This is a genomic window from Bacillus kalamii (assembly GCF_047238185.1).
Lineage (GTDB): Bacteria > Bacillota > Bacilli > Bacillales > DSM-1321 > Bacillus_AD.
Genome location: NZ_JBDFMI010000006.1, coordinates 488,747 through 508,179, shown reverse-complemented (window position 1 = coordinate 508,179; position 19,433 = coordinate 488,747). Strand labels below are relative to the sequence as shown.

Annotated in this window: 17 protein-coding genes; 10 read left to right on the top strand and 7 right to left on the bottom strand. The window is 44.6% G+C overall.

The genetic code is table 11. From position 1 onward, the window contains the following. Window positions 1-18: 18 nt before the first annotated feature. Window positions 19-792 (bottom strand): DUF1189 family protein, encoded by a 774-nt coding sequence (locus ABC357_RS20235; protein ID WP_412889380.1) that lies wholly within the window; start codon window positions 790-792, stop codon window positions 19-21. Between the two features lie 228 nt (window positions 793-1,020). Between ABC357_RS20235 and ABC357_RS20230 the strand changes: the two genes are divergently transcribed. Then, a complete protein-coding gene (locus ABC357_RS20230; RefSeq protein WP_412889379.1) occupies window positions 1,021-3,372 on the top strand; it encodes a glycoside hydrolase family 65 protein in 2,352 nt (783 codons plus the stop codon). Between the two features lie 105 nt (window positions 3,373-3,477). Next, window positions 3,478-3,954 carry a hypothetical protein gene (locus tag ABC357_RS20225; RefSeq protein ID WP_412889378.1) on the top strand — a complete coding sequence of 159 codons (477 nt, stop codon included), beginning with the start codon at window positions 3,478-3,480 and terminating at the stop codon, window positions 3,952-3,954. Window positions 3,955-4,021: 67 nt separating this feature from the next. On the opposite strand, the gene ABC357_RS20220 is transcribed toward ABC357_RS20225, so the two are convergent. Further along, window positions 4,022-5,119, bottom strand: coding sequence for an ABC transporter ATP-binding protein (locus ABC357_RS20220; RefSeq protein WP_412889377.1), 1,098 nt, complete (start codon window positions 5,117-5,119; stop codon window positions 4,022-4,024). A 118-nt stretch (window positions 5,120-5,237) separates the two neighbouring features. Next, entirely contained in the window at window positions 5,238-6,122 is an 885-nt protein-coding gene (locus ABC357_RS20215; RefSeq protein ID WP_412889376.1) for a PucR family transcriptional regulator, read from the bottom strand. Between the two features lie 104 nt (window positions 6,123-6,226). On the opposite strand from ABC357_RS20215, the gene ABC357_RS20210 reads away from it, so the two are divergent. From ABC357_RS20210 to aspD, 3 genes are all read left to right on the top strand, one after another. Next, window positions 6,227-6,907 (top strand): YdeI/OmpD-associated family protein, encoded by a 681-nt coding sequence (locus ABC357_RS20210; RefSeq protein WP_412889375.1) that lies wholly within the window; start codon window positions 6,227-6,229, stop codon window positions 6,905-6,907. Between the two features lie 167 nt (window positions 6,908-7,074). After that, window positions 7,075-8,763, top strand: coding sequence for an aspartate-alanine antiporter (gene aspT, locus ABC357_RS20205; RefSeq protein WP_412889374.1), 1,689 nt, complete (start codon window positions 7,075-7,077; stop codon window positions 8,761-8,763). 24 nt (window positions 8,764-8,787) lie between these two features. After that, entirely contained in the window at window positions 8,788-10,422 is a 1,635-nt protein-coding gene (gene aspD / locus ABC357_RS20200) for an aspartate 4-decarboxylase (RefSeq protein WP_412889373.1), read from the top strand. 48 nt (window positions 10,423-10,470) lie between these two features. Here aspD and ABC357_RS20195 read toward each other — a convergent pair whose 3' ends face one another. Then, a complete protein-coding gene (locus ABC357_RS20195; RefSeq protein ID WP_412889372.1) occupies window positions 10,471-11,634 on the bottom strand; it encodes a PucR family transcriptional regulator in 1,164 nt (387 codons plus the stop codon). A gap of 229 nt (window positions 11,635-11,863) precedes the next feature. Between ABC357_RS20195 and ABC357_RS20190 the strand changes: the two genes are divergently transcribed. The 4 genes from ABC357_RS20190 (at window position 11,864) to ABC357_RS20175 (ending at window position 15,573) form a co-directional block, all read left to right on the top strand. After that, window positions 11,864-13,102, top strand: a complete 1,239-nt coding sequence (locus ABC357_RS20190; protein ID WP_412889371.1) for a Zn-dependent hydrolase — start codon at window positions 11,864-11,866, stop codon at window positions 13,100-13,102. Beyond that, on the top strand, window positions 13,099-14,613 hold the full coding sequence (locus tag ABC357_RS20185) for an NCS1 family nucleobase:cation symporter-1 (protein WP_412889370.1): 1,515 nt from the start codon (window positions 13,099-13,101) through the stop codon (window positions 14,611-14,613). Before ABC357_RS20190 ends, ABC357_RS20185 begins: the two co-directional genes overlap by 4 nt. Before the next feature lie 133 nt (window positions 14,614-14,746). Continuing rightward, window positions 14,747-14,887 carry a hypothetical protein gene (locus ABC357_RS20180; protein WP_412889369.1) on the top strand — a complete coding sequence of 47 codons (141 nt, stop codon included), beginning with the start codon at window positions 14,747-14,749 and terminating at the stop codon, window positions 14,885-14,887. A 197-nt stretch (window positions 14,888-15,084) separates the two neighbouring features. Then, a complete protein-coding gene (locus tag ABC357_RS20175; protein ID WP_412889368.1) occupies window positions 15,085-15,573 on the top strand; it encodes a PaaI family thioesterase in 489 nt (162 codons plus the stop codon). A gap of 44 nt (window positions 15,574-15,617) precedes the next feature. Here the strand turns inward: ABC357_RS20175 and ABC357_RS20170 are convergent, their stop codons facing one another. After that, on the bottom strand, window positions 15,618-16,394 hold the full coding sequence (locus ABC357_RS20170; RefSeq protein WP_412890085.1) for a DUF817 domain-containing protein: 777 nt from the start codon (window positions 16,392-16,394) through the stop codon (window positions 15,618-15,620). Between the two features lie 262 nt (window positions 16,395-16,656). On the opposite strand from ABC357_RS20170, the gene gpmA reads away from it, so the two are divergent. Next, window positions 16,657-17,412, top strand: a complete 756-nt coding sequence (gene gpmA / locus ABC357_RS20165; RefSeq protein ID WP_412889367.1) for a 2,3-diphosphoglycerate-dependent phosphoglycerate mutase — start codon at window positions 16,657-16,659, stop codon at window positions 17,410-17,412. Between the two features lie 58 nt (window positions 17,413-17,470). Here gpmA and ABC357_RS20160 read toward each other — a convergent pair whose 3' ends face one another. Continuing rightward, entirely contained in the window at window positions 17,471-18,559 is a 1,089-nt protein-coding gene (locus ABC357_RS20160; protein ID WP_412889366.1) for an iron-containing alcohol dehydrogenase family protein, read from the bottom strand. 28 nt (window positions 18,560-18,587) lie between these two features. Further along, entirely contained in the window at window positions 18,588-19,415 is an 828-nt protein-coding gene (locus tag ABC357_RS20155; RefSeq protein WP_412889365.1) for a MetQ/NlpA family ABC transporter substrate-binding protein, read from the bottom strand. Window positions 19,416-19,433 lie beyond the last annotated feature (18 nt).

Here is a 19,433-nt window from a genome sequence, read left to right as displayed (position 1 = left end):
GCCATGCCGGTATTTTTTTTATGCTTCCTCTTCGATGGACCGAATGGTACGCAAAGCAAAAAAACCAACAACACACCAATAAAGCAAGAAGAAAAAGCTGCTTTCAAAGCCCATTAGTTCAAATACAGTCTTCACAAAAATAGGGGCGCTGATTCCATAAGCAGTAATCGTCCATGCTTCTCTGTAAGTGATCTTCACAAACTTTTTAAAGCCGAATCCGGCTAAGGCGAGCATACTGACAATTGCCAGATGGGTGATGAGATCTATCGCTGCATTGGCATACTGATAGAGGGGAGCGAAATAGGCCACCTTGGGAGATATTTTTTCCGCCCATGAGACAGCCTCTTCGCTTGTTAGTTTATCTCCGTTTTTCCCTGTTAGGAGCGGGAAAGAACTATAATCGAATGTTGCTCCCGGAAAACCGATTCTCCCGTAACTCCATTGCTTCTCCCCGAGTGCTATGACATTTTTGATGCCATTTGTGCGGAAGGCTGAAGCTGAGCCGCTCCCTATTACTATGATTGTTTCCACTTGGGGGAGGGTGATTGCCTGTGGGGGCCCCTCTGTATGCAGGCCTTCCTTTGTAATGCTGAACGGATGTAATTGTTTTGCTTGTTCATAAAGGCTTTGTTGCGCACCTTTGTACAGGGCATAGCCTGATATGCATATATTTGACAACAGAATAAGGAGCAGCACATAGAAGAAAGATTTCCAGAGGCTTTGCTTTCTCCAGGAGGCCACCTTTTTGGCGGAAAAGCCGATGCTGGCAACGAACTGGTCGACGATATTCACTTTATCACCATATTTCTCAAATTTCCGAAACGTTTTATTCGTTAAGGGTTTTATTAAAGTTTAACATAACAAAAACCCTAAGATTAAATATCTCCTTGTTTATACGAAACGTTTCGGATAAAATGAGTGGGAATGCCTATTTTTTATGTTTTTGGAATATTTACATACTTACGAACGGTGAAAACATCAAGAGAATCAAATATATTCCTTTTGAAAGGACGTTTTAATATGTCAACTTCTATTATGCAATACAACCGCGGAACAGATTCCCATGAAAACTGGATTGTTACAGAATCCGCCTATCATCCGAAATTAGTGGGGAAAGCAGAGGCTGTTTTTTGCTTAGGGAATGGCTATATGGGCCAGCGTGCCGCTGCAGAAGAAAAAAACAGAGACGAAACACGCAATCTATTCGTTGCAGGAACGTTCAATAAATTTGCCGATAATGAAGTAACAGAGCTGCCAAATGCAGCAGATGTCCTATGGATGGATATTACACTGGATGGCCAGGACTTTAATTTGGAGCAAGGAACGATCGTTGCATATGAACGTTCACTGAATCTGAAGGAAGCGGAACTAACGCGCAGTTTGGTCTGGACGTCCAACAGCAATAAAACATATCAATTAACATTCCGCCGTTTTATTTCTTTGGCAGACAAGCATGTCATTGCCCAAAGAGTGGAAATAACGCCAATAAGCCAAGATGCGGAAATCGGCATTACCTCCGGCATTAATGCGCAAGTATCCAACAGTGGCGTACAGCATTTTAAAGAGGGAGAAAAACGCCTATACGATAAGAAGATCTTGCAATTAGTACAAACAACGACTGAAAGCAATATCGATTTTACTCTGAACACGGCCCATACCTTCGAAAAGGGCGGCCAGCCATTTGAAGCAGAGGGTTTAATTCTGATGGACCGCCGCAGAATCTATTATGCTTACAATCAAATTCCAGTTGCCAAGGGCGAAACATTTGCTATCGAAAAAATAGCGAATGTATTTACAAGCAGAGACAAAGATACGGAGGCTATCGGCAACTTGAAAGACCATTCAAAAAAACAGTTAGAAACAGTTAGTAGCATCGGATATAAGGCATTATTCGAGGATCATGCAAAAGCATGGAAAGAAACCGTGTGGGATGCCTGCCCGATCACTATTGAAAGCACTAATGGCTTCGACCAACTGGCCATTCGCTTTGCACAGTATCACTTGACTGTTTTTACGCCTGCGCATGATAACCGCATGAGTGTTGGGGCAAAAGGTTTATCGGGAGAAGGCTATAAAGGCCATACATTCTGGGATACAGAACTATTCGTATTGCCTTATTTCATCTACAGCCATCCTAAAGTGGCACGAAGCCTGCTGGAATACCGTTACTTGACTCTTCCTGGCGCCCACGAAAAAGCGCAGAAAAATGGCTATGAAGGAGCAATGTTCCCTTGGGAATCTGCTTGGCTGGAAGATGGAGAGGTAACACCCGTATGGGGAGCTGCCGATATTATCACAGGTGAGGCGACAAAAATTTGGTCCGGATTTATTGAACAGCATATTACATCCGATATTGCCTTTGCCGCATGGCAATATTATCAAATCACTGGCGATGAAGATTTCATGGAGAAATACGGCTATGAATTGTTGCTGGACACAGCGAAATTCTGGCAGTCACGCCTGGAATGGAACGAGGAGAAGCAAGAATACCATATTAATAATGTCGTAGGACCGGATGAATATAAGGAGCACGTCAATAACAATGCGTTCACTAATTATACGGCGCATTGGACTATCAAGAATGCAATGGGCTATTACCATATGCTGAAGGAAAAAAAGCCGGAAATTTTTGCCCGCCTGAATGAAAAACTTGACCTTGATGCCACCTATGCAAAATGGGAAAGCAAAGTGGATAAAGTCTATTTGCCGCAGCCGCGTAAGGAAGACCTTGTCATCGGGCAGGATGATACGTATCTAACAAAACAGGTCATCAATCTGGAAAAATATAAAAATCAGGACAATGTCGGCTCAATGTTCGTAGACTATAACTTAACACAGGTAAATAATATCCAGGTATCAAAGCAAGCAGATATGATGGCACTGTTCTACTTGCTTGAAGATTTGTTCAGCCAGGATGTCAAAAAGGCCAACTGGGAATACTATGAGCCAAAAACATTGCATGATTCTTCTCTGAGCCTGTCTACACACTGTGTGCTGGCTTCGGATATGGGCGATAAAGACATGGCCTATAAATTGTTCAATCAAGCGTGCGCCATCGACTTGGGGCCTAATATGAAGACGAGTGACCGCGGCATCCATGCCGCAGCCTTGGGCGGCATCTGGCAATGTGTCGTGAATGGGTTCGGCGGCGTAAGAATGTTGAATGGCAAGCTTCGTATTGTACCCTCTCTTCCGGAAGCTTGGTCAAAACTGGCTTTCCCGATTTTCTGGAAAGGGGATCGTTTACAAGTAACGGTTACAAAAGATTCACTGAAAGTTGAAAAGCAAACGAAGAAAAACGAAGCGATCACTTTTAGCCATAACGGGGAAGAGTATACAGTTACAGAGACAATTGAAATCCCAATCGATTAAAAGGTAAGTGCCTCCTGCCATGCGGGGGCGCTTTTTGTTATTTATCCCCAATCAGCGTAACCTAGCCGGAAGTTTGAACGTCTATGTGGTAAAGGAGGCGGATGGATGAAAAAGAAGAAGCTGTCCATTTTGTTGGCGGCCATTTTTTTACTGGTGGGCTGTTCCAAAACGGAAAACGGACTGTCGGGTGCAAAGCCGCCGGATGTCCTTATTTCCGCGGAATCTGGCCGCCTGAAATCGACGCTTGGAACGTATTGCTGGTCAAGCAAGGGGAGGGGAGTCTGCGCTGACACGGCAGGGCCTTATGAGCTACTGAAGGATAAGAAGCCTTTGGCTGTTGAACCGAATGAAAGAGTTTCTATCGAAATGGACTTTGAGCCGAAGCCGGATGAGATCCATTTTACTAAAATGGTAGAAGAAAATAAGGAGGAGGAGCTAAAGCTGGAAAACGGCCAAACCTTTCAAGCCCCTGGCCAAAAAGGGATCTATACGTATGTATACAGTGTCTGGTGGATGGATAACAAACATAAAAATACCTCTCTCGGCGATGCTTTTTATACGTTTAAGCTGGAAGTGGAATAGCGTCCGGTAGGAGGAATGGCAGGTATGAAAAATCCCCTCGGAAGCTTGCGCCAAGGGGAAAGGAAGCTTATCGGATGCGCACCTCAGTCTCTTTATCGAAAAAGTGGGCATGGTCCATATTTAAAGCCAGTTCAAGAACCTGTCCTGCTGTCACCACTGTACGGGCATCGACGCGGGCCACAAAGCTTTGGCCATCGATTGAAGAATACAGCATGAATTCTGCTCCCATCAGTTCCGATACATCGATATGGGCTGATATGGCCGTATTCTGGGAGGATTGGATGAAAAGAGAATCATCATGGAAATCCTCCGGGCGGATGCCGAGGATCAATTCTTTATTCAAGTATCCTTGATTGCGAAGCATTTCCATCTTTCCTTCCGGTACAGTCACTTTTGTTGTCTCGAATTGGAAATAACCATCCTTCAACGTACCGTTCAGGAAGTTCATGGATGGAGAACCGATGAATCCGCCGACAAATACATTTTCCGGATTTTCGTAAACTTCTTTCGGGGAACCGATTTGCTGGATGATGCCATCCTTCATGACAACAAGCCGGGTTGCCATTGTCATTGCTTCTGTTTGGTCATGCGTTACATAAATAGTGGTGGTATTCAGGCGCTTATGCAGTTTGGCGATTTCCGAGCGCATTGTAACGCGAAGCTTGGCATCCAGGTTGGATAACGGCTCGTCCATCAGGAATACTTTGGCATCGCGGACAATCGCCCGGCCTAATGCCACACGCTGGCGCTGCCCGCCGGAAAGTGCCTTAGGCTTCCGATTTAAGTACGTTTCCAAGCCAAGGATTTTAGCGGCTTCCTGTACACGGCGGTTGATTTCATCTTTAGGCATTTTACGAAGCTTCAATCCGAACGCCATGTTATCGAAAACGGACATATGCGGATAAAGGGCATAGTTTTGGAATACCATGGCGATATCGCGATCTTTCGGCGGAATATCGTTGACCCGTTTTCCGTCAATATAGAAATCGCCCTTCGAAATTTCCTCCAATCCTGCAATCATCCGCAAGGTCGTTGATTTTCCGCACCCCGAAGGGCCGACGAATACAATGAATTCTTTATCTTCAATGTGCAAGTTGAAATCTTCAACAGCCGTTACTTTATTATCGTACATTTTATATACATGATCCAAACGCAATTCAGCCATCCTGTCATTCCTCCATAATCATTTGTCATTTATTATAGTAAAATCGTATGCTTTATTAAAAATGAATGGAATGTGAATGTTGCACAAAAATGCCTCTGCACTTTTGTGAACTATGCTGTCAGTCCTCGAGCAGAAGGATGGCCAGGTAAGCTACCAAGGAATCAGAGAATTGCTTCATATCCAGATTGGTTTTTTCACTGAATTTGTCGATTCGGTATTGAAGGCTATTCCTGTGTATGAATAACTGTTTCGATGCTAAGCTGGCATTCCGGTTTAAAGAAATATACGTTTTGATTGTGTGAATCATTTCCTTATCATTCGCTGTATCCCCTAGGATTTCCTTTACAAACCAGTCTTTATCGGCGTGTATGCCTTCCAGCAGTAAATAAGGGAAAATAGTTTTGACAGAATGCAGGCGTGTGGCCGCAGCATGCTTCCGGGCGATGGAAAAACAGCGTTTCTCCATTTCATAGTGGCGGGGCAAAGGGTCGGAAATCGCATGGAAAATGCCTGCGAACAGATGAATCTTAACAAAAAAATCGCTTTCGAGAACCTGGATAATCATATTCAGTTCTCCGGTGGGCAAAGCGTCCAATGACTGGTTTTCGATAATGAAGCCGGCTTGTGGATTCTCCCAGATGATTAGGCTTTCCTCGGCAAAGAAGGAGAGCATAGCTTCTTCAAAATTCCGGACGGCAAAGGAAGAGGAGGCAGCAGAAAAATAAATAAGCCGAATATGCGTCCAGCTGGTCAGCGGCCGCTTCCCTTTTCCATTGAAGTATTGGTGCCAAGCCATCTGTGCAACAGATACGTTTAATCCGGAAGGCAAGGCTGAAGGGTGAAAAAGTGCTGAAAGCAGTTGTTTTTCTTGGGGAGTTAAGCTTTTCAAAGGGATGCCGATCGTTTCTTCCTGAAGGGTGACCCAGAAATAATCTTGTAAAGCTGCTTCTGCATCGGGCTCTTCAACGGCATCGGGGTATTGAAGCTTTAATTTCTTTAACATATAGTCTCCTTCATGAATCCATTTCATTGTTTTGTATATTAGAATAGCAATAGTCTTTAACGATAAGTATAATATAGAGCGGCATTTTTCATAAGGAGGCATTGTTGGGAGTCTACATGAAAACGATTATAGAAAAATTGAACATCCCAAAATATAAAGAAAAAGCGGTCCTTCATCTTCCTGAAGGAATGACGGAATTTGATGGCATTGAGTATGATGACACTCTAAAAAGAGATAAATATGATTGCCTGTTTATGTTTATATTCAGTGAAGAGGCATATATAGAAGCTGTTCAGACGGTAATCGGCCAACGGTTATTGAATGAACAGGGTTATGTGTTCATTGTGTATCCAAAAAAGAATAATAAGATATATGAAGCATATATTGACCGCGACCGCTTCTTTGACCTGCTGCCGACTGATGAGGACGGGTATATTAAAGGCAGCCCGCTGAAATTCTCGAGGATGGTCAGCTTCAATGAGGTATTTACAGTCATCGGCCTTAAATGGGCAGTAAAGAAAACAAAAAAAGAGGCGAGTCCCCGTAAAAGCCAATGCGTAGATGATTATATTTCTTTTGTGGAGGATATTAAAACATACTTATGCGGCAATGAAGATCTACTGACTTGTTTTTTGCAGTTGACGCCTGGCTATCAAAAGAATTGGGCCAGATATGTGTACAGTGCGAAAAGAGAGGCGACACAGCAAAAACGGTTGGCCGAGATGGAAAGAATTCTTGCTGAAGGATATAAGTCGATTGATTTATACCGGCGAAATAAAAAATGAGCCCAAAATGGCTCCTGGATAAAAGGTTCTTGGATGACGCTCTTGGCATTAGCCGAGAGCGTTTTTTCGCATGGAGTAAAGGAAAGTGTTAGGCGGAATGGATAAGATGCGGTCTATTGGAAAAAATAAGAGTCACTAATCAGTCCATTCCAAGAAGAGGTGAAAATATGACATGGTTCGTACATGCTCTTAAGACGTATCCTGAACTGGCTTTGTTCCTGACGCTCGCTGTCGGATATGCGGTGGGCAACATAAAAATCGGGAATTTCAAAGTCGGATCAGTTACAGGTGTTTTAATTACAGGTGTGGTTGTCGGCCAATTGAATATAACAATCAATCCGACTGTAAAGGCTGTTTTCTTTCTGCTGTTTCTATTCGCATTAGGATATAACGCCGGGCCGCAATTTTTCAAAGGTTTGAAAAAAGACGGCATCCCGCAAGTCATATTCGCTGTCATTGTCTGTGTGATTGGCTTGGCGGCAACCGTTATCGTTGCGAAAATATTAGGCTATAATGCCGGCCAGGCAGGAGGGCTTGCCGCAGGGGCGCTGACGCAATCGGCTACAATCGGGGTTGCGCAGGATGCAATTGCAAAGCTGTCCCTTTCCGCTGCCGATAAAAAAACAATGTCCGATTTTGTCCCAGTGGGGTATGCCGTGACGTATATTTTCGGCACTATCGGCACAGCGTTCATGTTATCGACAATCGGACCTAAGCTATTGGGTGTTGATTTAGCCGAAGAAAGCAAGAAGCTAGAGAAGAAAAACGATGAGGTTGAAGAAGGGAACGGTGTTTTTTCCGGGGCAACCGATTTGGATTACAGAGCTTTTATCTTGAATGATGCATTTATCGGCCAAACAGTTTCCCAAATTGAGAAGGAAGTATCAAGCGATAACATCCGCGCTTTCATTGTCCGTATGAAGCGGAATGAAGAGATTATCGTTCCAGATGCCGATACGGTCGTCCAGGATGATGACCGCGTTGTATTCTCTTTCAAAACAAGTGATGTCAGCAAGGTGAAGTTCGCAGAATTGGGGACAGAGGTGTCCGATTATTTGCTGCTTAATTTCCCATTGGAGCACTTGAAGGTCTATGTGAAAAACGAGGCTGTAATCGACCAAGCCATCTCTGTCATCCGGAATAAGACACTAACAAGAGGTGTCTATATTTCCAAGCTTCATAGTACAGGCGAGGAAATCCCTTATGACCATGATACGGTCGTTCATAAGAAGGATGTTTTGACACTTACTGGCCCTAAGGAGGATGTAGAACGATTGGCCTATAAAATCGGAAAGCCGGCAAGAGATTCTTCTGAAACAGATATGGTTTTTGTTGGTCTCGGTATTTTACTTGGAGGCTTGATCGGCATTCCGGCCCTTAAGGTTGGCGGGATCGGCATAACTCTTTCGACAAGCGGAGGGGCATTGATCATGGGGCTCATATTCGGATTAATCCATTCCCGGCGCCCTACGATCGGGCTGATACCAAAAGGGACCATTTGGTTCCTGACAAATGTGGGGTTGGCTGCTTTTGTTGCGGTTGTAGGCATCAACGCTGGTCCAGGATTTATATCCGGCATCAAAACCTCGGGCATCAGCTTTCTGCTTGCAGGAATTGTCGTGACGACCATTCCGACAATCGCCGGCATATTGCTTGGCAAGTATGTCTTTAAATGGAAGGCACCCATTATTCTGGGGGCATGCGCCGGGGCATTGACAACGACTGCCGCCATTGGTGCCATTACGGAAAAAGCAAAGAGTAACGCCCCAGTTCTCGGATATACCGTGACATATGCTGTAGGCAATATATTGCTGACAGTGTGGGGATCCATCATTATTTTATTTTTTTCGAAATAGAACAGATGTGAAAGGACAGCTAAGATGACGAAAGATAACGGAAGCACAAGACAAGAATGGATGAAAAAGGCCGAAACATTGAGCCCGTTTGAATTGAAGGATGAATTGATCAGCCTTGCCCGGCAGCAGGAAAAAAAGGGTGTCCGCCTCCTGTTGAATGCGGGGAGAGGGAACCCTAACTGGACCGCCGCTACACCGAGGCAGGCATTTTTTACACTTGGCTTATTCGCTGTTGAGGAAACAAAGCGGATATGGAGTGATGGAGATTTGGCAGGCATGCCTGAAAAGCCGGGCATTTATGGCCGCTTCAGACGTTATCACAAGGAACACCCAGAAGCAGCCGGCATCGAATTGCTGGCAGACATTATCGAGTATGGCATAGAACAGCATTCATTCGATCCCGACGGCTGGTTATTTGAACTGGTCGATGGCATCATCGGAGATAACTATCCCGTGCCGGACCGGATGCTTGTTCATATAGAGAAAGTCGTAAAAGAGTATTTAATGAAGGAAATGGGCGGCGACCCAAAGACCGATACGCATAACCTGTTTGCAGTTGAGGGCGGAACAGCGGCAATGTGCTATATATTTGATTCATTAATGGCAAATCGTTTAATGAAAGATGGAGATAAGCTGGCACTTATGGTTCCAATTTTCACCCCTTATGTCGATATACCGGAGCTGCCCAGGTATAATTTTGAGGTGATAGAGGTCCATGCTTCGGCAATGAATGAGGATGGGCGGCATACGTGGCAGTATCCTGAGGAGGAATTGGATAAGCTGGCAGATCCGGCTGTGAAAATTGTCTGTATCGTCAATCCGAGCAACCCGCCGTCAGTGGCAATGGATGAAGCATCCATGGCTTATTTGAAAAAAGTCGTCCAAGAAAAAAATCCGGATTTAATGATTGTAACGGACGATGTGTACGGTACATTTGCCGACAGCTTCCAATCGCTGATGGTCACTATGCCTTACAATACATTAGGTGTTTATTCGTATTCGAAATACTTTGGCGTCACAGGATGGAGGCTTGGCGTTATTGCGCTGGCTGAAGACAATGTTTTCAATAAGCGTATTGCCGAGCTGCCTGCCGAAGCGAAAGAAAAAATCAACAGGCGCTATTCTTCATTGACGACCGATCCTGAGAGCATTACATTCATCAACCGTATCGTAGCAGACAGCAGGCAAGTCGCTTTGAATCATACAGCAGGGCTCTCAACACCGCAGCAAGTCCAGATGGCTATTTTTTCGGTGTTCTCACTGCTGGATGAAGACAATACGTATAAAGAGCAGACGAAGCGGATTTGCCGGGAAAGGAAAAAGTTATTGTACGACCACCTCAAAGGGCTGACCATGACAAAGAACCCGCACAGCACGGCCTACTACAATGAGTATGACCTTCTTGTATGGGCAAGGATGGAATACGGACCGGAATTTGTCGAGTATTTGGAGAAAGAACGCAGTGCGATTGAATTTTTATTTCAATTGGCTGAGCGGTATAGTATTGTCCTCTTGAATGGGAGCGGTTTTGAAGGGCCATCATGGTCGATCCGTGTGTCACTCGCCAATCTGAAAAATGATCAGTATATCGAAATCGGAAAAGCAATCAATGAATTGTTCATTGAATACGCGGATGATTGGAAACGTTTTAAAGGGTAATCTATATGGTTTAATGAGGCTGTGCTACCCGCACAGCCTCGATTAATGTCAGGACATAAGGTCTTCGATCATGAAAGCGAGTGACAGATTCATTTGGGCAGACGGCTCTGCGAGATGGAAACCTAGGAGAGATTCGATTTTTTTAAGCTTATATAAAACCGTATTTCTGTGAATGAATGTCCGTTTGCCGATATTGCTTGTACTTCCATTTTCCTGCAGATAGATGCGCAGAAAAGCAACGAGCTTTGTATCATGAAGCGAATCATACCGTTTGAGGGGGCCGAGCAGTTCTTCATGGAAATCAATGAGGAGAGATTTGTTATCAATCGAAAGAAGAAGCTTATAGGCGCCGGAGCCGCTGTATGTATAAATGGACTGGCAATGTTCATGCTGTTGCAGCCGTATGACATGCATTGCTTCCTCATAGCTTTTGCGCATTTTTTGAAAGACGGTATATTCACTTCCTATTCCTGCTCTCAAAGAAGCAGAAGGATGGATGAAGCGAGTGTCCTCTTGCACCGAAAGGATGGAAGAAGAAATAGTATTGTCCAAATGGATAGTATCGTCTGCCTTCATAAGATAAATCAATTGATTTTTCGACTTAGTGGAGAGGAACAAAGGGTATCTCCTCGCCAGTTCATTATCTATATAGCCCTTATAAGCTTGAATAGGGATGTCCGGTTTGTCGCAAGTCCAGACCATAATGGCCATCTGACTGCCTGGGATAAATCCAGCTTTTAAGAGTTCGGGTATCGTGCATTCGTTTGCTGGCGGGTCGTTAAATAGAATGGAAGATACTAAATCCTCTGCCGGCGTTGAGAGAGATGGATAGGAAGATAGAAAAGAGAGTGTTGTTTTAATGAAATCGGCGATCCGATAGGTCCACGGCAGCTGGAAAACGGGGTAATGATGTTCATCCGCGAATCGGAGTGCGGTTTCCGGGATTTCGGAAATGTAAGGGCCGATATTCAATACGATGCCTACAGTGTCCTTGCGGCAGGCTTCTTGAATCATATGTAGCAGTTTCCTTTCATCCCTTTCGAAAAGGATGCCGGTAGTGACCATCAGTTCATTCGGTCTGTAAAAATGGGACAGTTCCACACTTTCCGTAACGTTAATGCCATTGATCGGGCGCTCCAAGCCTTTCTCTCCTGCTACTAATGTCAGCTCCTTGCATTCCGGCAATTGAATCAATTGCTTTAAGGCGACCATCAGGAAAAACCCCCTTTTTAGAAAATCATTCATATGTTTTGGTGATTTTTTCTAATTATAACGTGCTTTTCTAGATTTTTTCATCTGTTATTTGTTTGGAAGGCTCCATTCTTTGTTCAAATGCACAAAGATTTTGAGCAGATTGCCTAGTGTACAGGCAATTGTTCATCAAGTAGAATGATTTTAAGAATTTTGGTTTCCATACACTTAAATAGGGAGGTTTTCATGAATGATCAAGTGCGATGAGGAAAGATTACAAAGATCATTAAAGGAATTCAGTTTATTTGGTGCTACGGAAAATGGAGGGGTTACACGGCTGTCCCTCTCAGCGGAAGATATAAAAGCCAGGAATTATTTTAGCCAATGTTGCCGGGATCTCGGAATGGATGTGGCGGTGGATGATATGGGCAATATCTACAGTGTCCTGCCGGGAAAAAGCGACCAGCCTCCGATTGTTTTTGGTTCCCATTTGGATTCAGTCGAAAAAGGGGGCAAGTTTGATGGTGTGTTGGGAGTGCTATCTGCGCTTGAAGTTATTAGAACATTGCGTGATTTTAACGTCAAGCCGGAAATTCCATTGATGGTCGTTAATTTTACAAATGAAGAAGGCGCAAGATTCGATCCAGCTATGATGAGCTCAGGCGTTCTTTCCGGTAAATTTGATAAAAAGAAGATGCTGGAATCAACTGATAAGGATGGCCTCACCTTCAAGCAAGCCCTTAAGGAGAGCGGCTATGAAGGCAGCGAGGATCATCGGCTGAAAGAAGGGACGGCATATTTGGAACTGCATATCGAACAGGGACCTGTACTGGAGAGCCTCGATACTGAAATAGGCATTGTTGAAGGTGTTTTAGGGATGGCCTGCTATGAAATTACGGTAACAGGAGAATCCGACCATGCGGGCACTACGCCTATGAATATGAGAAAAGATCCATTATTCGTCGCAGCAGAAGCCATTACCGAGCTCCGCAGAGATCTGTCCACAATTGATGATGAATTAGTCTTTACAATGGGGCGCATGAATGTTTCCCCTAATATCCATACAGTCATTCCCAATAAAGTTGTGTTCACATTGGAAGCAAGGCATAAGGATCCCGAGAAAATCAAACAAGTGGTCGATCGGATCGAAGCCTTGCCGAAAGAAAAAGAAGGCTGCCGCATTTCTTCCGAAAAATTATGGGGAAGAGATACGGTTGTTTTTGAGCCTTCCATTTGTTCACGGATGGAAGCGGTAAGCCGGGAATACGGATACTCTGCCCATCGAATGTACAGCGGCGCCGGGCATGATGCACAGTTTATAGCCAGCTATATTCCATCTGCTATGATTTTTGTTCCAAGCTTAAATGGCAAAAGCCATTGCGAGGAGGAATATACCAGCTTTGAGGATTGCGCCAAAGGAGCCAATATCCTGTTGGGAACTGTCATGTCGCTGCTGTCGGCCTCCAATAAAAGGGAGGAGCGTGTATGAAAGTACAGATTGAAGAAAATTCAATCGTTACATTAAAGGACGGGGTGAGCAAATCCTTAGAGTCCAGCCCGCTCTGGAATGAGGATTTGCGGCCGACCTCTAGGAGTGAACATTCCTGGACTGGATGGAGTTTTGCTTCTCTCTGGATCGGTATGTGCCTTTGTTTACCGTCTTATACAATGGCAAGTGCCATGATTTCTGTCGGGATGAACTGGTGGCAGGCCCTCTTAACGATTTTTATAGGGAATTGCATCATCCTGGTTCCTGTACTCCTCAATTCCCATGCAGGCACGAAATACGGCATTCCTTATCCCGTTTTTGCCAGGCTGTGGTTCGGTTCGAAAGGGGCGCATATCCCGACTGTCACAAGGGCGCTCATATCGGCTGCATGGTTCGGCATCAACGTTTGGTTCGGTACGACAGCTATTGATACACTGATGGGCGTCGCTTTTTCCTTTTGGGATCAAGTTCCTTTCCATACAGCCATCACATTCGCCTTCTTTCTTCTGCTGAATGTCATCGTCGGTTTCAAAGGGCCGGGAGCCATAAAATGGCTGATGATTATCGCCAGTCCGGTAGTTGGCATTGCTTCTATTTTTCTTCTTATCTGGGCCATTAAAAGCGCCCATGGCCTAGGGCCATTATTGACCGAACCGGGCAAATTCCATACAACTGGTTCTTTTCTCGCTGTGTTTTTCCCTTCCGTTACGAGTGTCATCGCCTTTTGGGCAACTGTTTCCTTGAATATTCCCGATTTTGCCCGCTACGCCAAATCACATAAATCCTCACAAATCGGCCAAAGCCTTGCCCTTCCGCTTACGATGACTATTTTTTCGTTTATAGGTATTTTTGTTACTTCCGCTACTGTCATAGTATTCGGCAAGGCTATCTGGCAGCCAGTTGAATTGCTGGCCAAATTTCCGACGCCCATCGTGTTTATCGGCGCGATCATTGTTGTACTTGCTTGTCTGGCAGTGAATGTAGGCGCCAATTTGGTAGCCCCGGCCCGTGCGATTGAGAATATGTCTCCCAAGCACATAACCTTTGGCCTGGGCGTACTGATAACAGGTGTCTTGGCTATCTTGATGCAGCCGTGGTATCTACTGTCCAACTTCAGCACATTGCTATACGGTTTCCTCGGAACGCTTGGCGCTTTTTTGGGGCCAATCGATGGGATCGCTATGGCCGACTATTGGGTTGTAAGGAAACGGAGGCTGCATTTGGCTGAATTATACAGGCCGGATGGCAGATACAGCTATCGATCAGGCTTTAACATGGCTAGCATCCTTTCATTCGCGATAGGCATTCTAATACCGGCTATCGGACTTATTGTCCCTTCTCTCTCGTTTCTCTGGGAAAATGCCCTGATGTTTGGGCTCGTGATTGCCGGAGCATGCTATACGTACTTAATGCGAAATGACCGAAGTCTACTAACCTCAAAGGAATATGAAGAGATCACCACTCGAAAAGATGATACGGAAGCGGCAGATCTGAAAGCGGCAGCCAAATAATACGGGAGAAATTGAGAAACACCCTGGGCCTGAACCGCCCTGAAGGTGTTTCTTTCTTTTAGCTATTTTCTCTAAACAGGCTGATTACAGTGTTTCATTGAACGCACTGGAATGTGAGGAGGCTTCTCCATACGTGGAAAAACAGAATTATTTTTCCGACAAAAGAAACATACAATATGGCGAACCCAATGAGTGCGACCATAATCCCTGCAGCAATGCCGTCCGGCGGGGCCAGGCTTCTTCCGATTGCATCGGCCGGCACCAGTATATGTAGGAAGCCTCGAATGCAGTCAATGAGGCGAAAAATTATATATTCTCTTAATGAATGACTGAAAGAGCGAAATAAAGAATGAATGCAGGAAATGATTTTTTAATATATTGCTTTCATTTATGAAAAGAGGCTACATCATTAGATGTTCCAATCATTTCCTTTTGTCCGTGCTATAATGGTCTTAAAAAGGAGGGTTTCTGATGGAAGATAAAGTGTTAGTTGCCATCCAGGATGAGTATCCGGATGACTTCGCTTGGTGCTATGGCTGCGGCCGTTTAAATGAAGATGGCCATCATTTCCGCACAGGATGGAATGTGGGAGACGAAACAATCACGATTTATCAGCCGCTGCCGGAACATAAAGCACTGCCGGGATTTGTTTATGGAGGATTGATTGCTTCTTTGATCGATTGCCATGGAACAGGTTCTGCAGCATTGGCGATGCATCGGAAAAATGGCCATGAACCTGGGGATGGCGCTGAGCCGCCCCGCTTTGTTACTGGATCGTTACAGGTGAAATTTATGAAGCCGACTCCTCAAGGGGTGGCTTTGCGTGCGGTAGGGAAGGTGTCTGAAATCCATCCGAAAAAATGGAAGGTTGAAACCGTTGTTTATGCAGGCGATGAGCTATGTGCGGCAGGTGAAGTAATCGCTGTTGTGATGCCATCTACTTTTGTGAAAAGTGAATGAATAACAGAAGAAGCAATTGGGCGCTAATTGGCCCAATTGCTTTTTTATACATCATATGAAGGGGGTGTACGTGACGTTTGCACGCTAGTATCTTTCACTTTTTTTAATTGCGCAACAATAATGATACTAATGACCACAAGCAGGAACCATGAGCTGATTTTGCCGATATGGACAAGGGACCATGCTTGCCTTTGGTCCGGGTATTGCCAGGCTCCTAAAAAAGTTGTTATGTTTTCAGCAATCCAAATGAAGAAACCAATCAAAAGAAAGGATAAGGAAAGCGGCATACGATACATACGCCCGTTCAACTTAAAGTAAACAACTGTTTTGAAGAAGATAATGAACAATAGAGCTGTCAGCCACCATCTGGCATCAAAAAGGTAGTGGTGGGTAAAGAAATTCAAGTATATAAGGACAGAAATAAGAATTGTCCAGAACGCCTTGGGCCAACCGGTAATTTTCAAATTCAACCGTCTCCAGGCTTGGCATATATAGCTTGCCACACTAGCATACATGAAGCCACTATACAAGGGGACTCCGAAAAACTTGCTATATGCTTCTTCAGGATACGCCCATGAGCCCATATGTACTTTAAAGAGTTCAAGGGCCAGGCCGATAATATGAAACAAGCAAATGACTTTCAGTTCATCGATCGTCTCCAGTTTTGCCACGACCATAAAAACTTGAGCGGCAATACAGATGATGAGGATGAAATCATACCTATGAAGGTAAGGGATTTCGACCACTTTTGAAAGGGCCAGGGCAACGAAAATAACGACAGGGAAAATACAGGACATCGCCTGAAGATAAGCGAAGTGCATGAGTGATTTCAAGTGTAGCTGGCTCCTTTTTTAGAATTGATGAATCTATATTCCGTTTTCTATTCTACTATAAGCATGTTGATAAGTGCCAGAAATGAGAGACATATGCCGGTTTCTTGCCTTTGTTGAACATCCCATCCTTACATCGTAAAGGTGAAATAATTATATTTTAATAATAATAAAGCAGATGCGAATGTTTATGGAAAGGTAGAATGTGGGAAGATGCTATATAGATGAAGTTCGTAGAAGGAGGAACTGATGAATGAAGAAACTGGTGCTTATCCGGCATGGGCAAAGTGTATGGAATCTGGAGAATAAGTTTACAGGTTGGACAGATGTAGATCTTTCAGAAAATGGCCTTGAAGAAGCGAAGCGGGCGGCAAAAATATTAGCTGAAAATGGATTCACTTTCGATTTGGCGTATACATCCGTTTTAAAACGCGCAATCCGGACATTATGGATTATTCTTGATGAGATGGACCTGATGTGGCTTCCTGTCTATAAATCTTGGAAATTGAATGAACGGCATTATGGTGCCCTGCAAGGGTTGAACAAAAAGGAAACGGCCGATAAATATGGGGAAGAACAAGTACATAAATGGAGACGGTATGTGAATGTAAGGCCGCCGGAATTGTCAAAGGACGATGAACGCTACGCCGGCCATGAGCAGAAATACCATGAATTGAATGAAGAGCAAATTCCTCTGTCCGAGAATTTGGAAGACACGGAGAAAAGGGTTCTTGAAGAGTGGAATGACCATATAGCTCCTAAGCTGAAAGAAAATAAAAAAATCATTATATCCGCACACGGGAATACCCTTAGAGCACTGGTGCGCTATTTGGATGACATTCCGGGAGATGGGATTGCCAGCTTGAATATACCGACAGGGACTCCGCTTGTATACGAGTTAGATGACGATTTAAAGCCTATCCGCCATTATTATCTAGGAATGGAAGGGAAAGTAGCAAAAGAGGAAATTCCTAAGCATTTGAAAGAGCGAGGAAAACAAACAGAATAGAAAAAAAAAGCAGGGATCACCTGCTTTTTTTTTCTAGGAAGATTTCAAGATAACATGTTTATCGGCCAATAAAGGCTTCTAAATCTATGATGGCTCGGGCAACACGTTCTGTTCCCACCGGTCCGCCAGGCAAAATATGAATCGATTCGCCAGGGATGGTCGCTTTTTGGGCGGTTTGATTTATTTTATCGCTGGTTAGATCGGTCACTCCTACTTCTTTTAAGGAAGCCGGCAGGGAAAGCCGGCGGTAAAATGGGAGCAATGTTTTCACTTCAGCCCATTTATCTTCAAGGACCAGTTGGACTAGAATGCCATAGGCCACTTTTTCGCCATGGAGGGCAACGTGGGTTTCATCGAGCGCTGTTAAGCCATTATGTATGGCGTGGGCAGCGGCGACTCGTCCATAATGGTCTCCGAATCCGCCAACCATGCCGGCCAGCATAATGACCGTTTCGGTAATTTGAATGAAAGAATCATTCAATTGCCCTGAGCGCACTGCCTCTATTGCTGCCTCGGAGTGTGTCAATAGTTGCTCTTTGCATAAGGCGGCGACGTGGTGTGAAATTTGCAAGGGAACGGATTTATCGGCAATCGAAGCCATTTGGACATCCGCTTCGTACCATTTGGCCAATGTATCCCCAATTCCGGCCACTAACAGCTCTAAGGGTGCAGCCAGCAAGATCAAAGGCTCCACCAAAACGAGGCTAGCTGCCTCAGGATATACATCAAAACGGCTGAATACGCCAGCATTGTCATAGATAACGGCTACAGGCGTCCATGGAGAACAATTGGAAGCGAGCGTCGGTATCAGGATATAAGGTGTATGTGTCACATGGCTTGCGGCCTTCACTAAGTCCAGTACCTTACCGCCGCCGACACCGATAATGGCATCTACATGATGTTCGGCAGCCAGCTGGGAAAGGGCATCTATCTCGGAGAAAGAGCATTCGCCTCCATACGTAAAATCAATGCTTTTTGTATCTCTCAGTGCCGGCCAGTACGGCCGTGCGGCATGCCACGATTTGCGGCCGTGGACAATGATCACTTTTTCAAATCCGCGCTCTTTGAGCTTCTCTTCCAGTAACTGAAGGCTTCCCTTCTGAAGGATATATTCGCTGGGTGCCCCGTGTACAGATATGGTTTCCATTCTGATTCCCTCTTTCCCATTTAAAAACTTATTTTTTCATCCAATCTGGTTTTCCGAAGCCTTTGAAGTCGGCATCAATTACTTTTTCAAATTCAGGCGATTCCACGACTTCTTTCACATCTTTAGCGTATGCAGCATCTTTTTTATCTGTTTGAACGGCGATGATGTTGCGGTATGGGTCGAGCATATTTTCAAGCGTAAGCGCACTTAATAAATCCATTTTGGCTGCCAAGGCAAAGTTGCCTGGAATGGCTGCTAAATCTGCGCTATCAACTGAGCGTGGGAGCTGTCCTGCTTCAATTGGCTGGAATTTTAAATGCTTTTTATTTTCTTTCACATCTTTTTCGGATACAGTCAGTGGGTCCGTTTTTGGATCCAATTTCAGGAGCCCTTCATCTTCCAGCGTATGGAATGCCCGGGCTGCGTTGGTCGGGTCATTTGGAATGGTGATGGCCGAGCCTTCCTTTATGCCGTCCAGCGATTTGTATTTTTTTGAATAGATGCCCATTGGAGCAGTAGGGACAGAAATAAGAGCTGTCAGATCCAAATGGTTTTCCTTCGCAAAGTTTTCTAGGTAAATGCTATGTTGGAATAAGTTCAATTGGATATCCCCATTTGCTAATGCTTTGTTGGGTTGAATATAATCGCTGAATTCAACGATTTTGACCTTGTATCCTTTCTTCTCTAAGCCAGGTTGGATAGCTTTCTTCACCATGTCGCTGTATGGGCCTGCTGTTGCACCTATTTTTATTTCTTTCGTGTCTTTGTCTGCAGCTTTCCCTGAATCTTTTCCTCCACAAGCTGCAAGTGCAGTAACCGATAATACTAGAATAATTGCCAAAAACCATTTCTTCATGAAGTTCTCCCACTTTCT

Bases quoted from the DNA above. Each gene is read 5' to 3' on its own strand.
- ABC357_RS20175 (WP_412889368.1), top strand. From the start codon at position 15,085: ATGGAAGATAAAGTGTTAGTTGCCATCCAGGATGAGTATCCGGATGAC.
- aspD (WP_412889373.1), top strand. From the start codon at position 8,788: ATGACGAAAGATAACGGAAGCACAAGACAAGAATGGATGAAAAAGGCC.
- ABC357_RS20220 (WP_412889377.1), bottom strand. From the start codon at position 5,119: ATGGCTGAATTGCGTTTGGATCATGTATATAAAATGTACGATAATAAA.
- ABC357_RS20215 (WP_412889376.1), bottom strand. From the start codon at position 6,122: ATGTTAAAGAAATTAAAGCTTCAATACCCCGATGCCGTTGAAGAGCCC.
- ABC357_RS20195 (WP_412889372.1), bottom strand. From the start codon at position 11,634: ATGGTCGCCTTAAAGCAATTGATTCAATTGCCGGAATGCAAGGAGCTG.
- ABC357_RS20230 (WP_412889379.1), top strand. From the start codon at position 1,021: ATGTCAACTTCTATTATGCAATACAACCGCGGAACAGATTCCCATGAA.
- ABC357_RS20190 (WP_412889371.1), top strand. From the start codon at position 11,864: ATGATCAAGTGCGATGAGGAAAGATTACAAAGATCATTAAAGGAATTC.
- gpmA (WP_412889367.1), top strand. From the start codon at position 16,657: ATGAAGAAACTGGTGCTTATCCGGCATGGGCAAAGTGTATGGAATCTG.
- aspT (WP_412889374.1), top strand. From the start codon at position 7,075: ATGACATGGTTCGTACATGCTCTTAAGACGTATCCTGAACTGGCTTTG.
- ABC357_RS20170 (WP_412890085.1), bottom strand. From the start codon at position 16,394: ATGCACTTCGCTTATCTTCAGGCGATGTCCTGTATTTTCCCTGTCGTT.
- ABC357_RS20160 (WP_412889366.1), bottom strand. From the start codon at position 18,559: ATGGAAACCATATCTGTACACGGGGCACCCAGCGAATATATCCTTCAG.
- ABC357_RS20225 (WP_412889378.1), top strand. From the start codon at position 3,478: ATGAAAAAGAAGAAGCTGTCCATTTTGTTGGCGGCCATTTTTTTACTG.
- ABC357_RS20185 (WP_412889370.1), top strand. From the start codon at position 13,099: ATGAAAGTACAGATTGAAGAAAATTCAATCGTTACATTAAAGGACGGG.
- ABC357_RS20155 (WP_412889365.1), bottom strand. From the start codon at position 19,415: ATGAAGAAATGGTTTTTGGCAATTATTCTAGTATTATCGGTTACTGCA.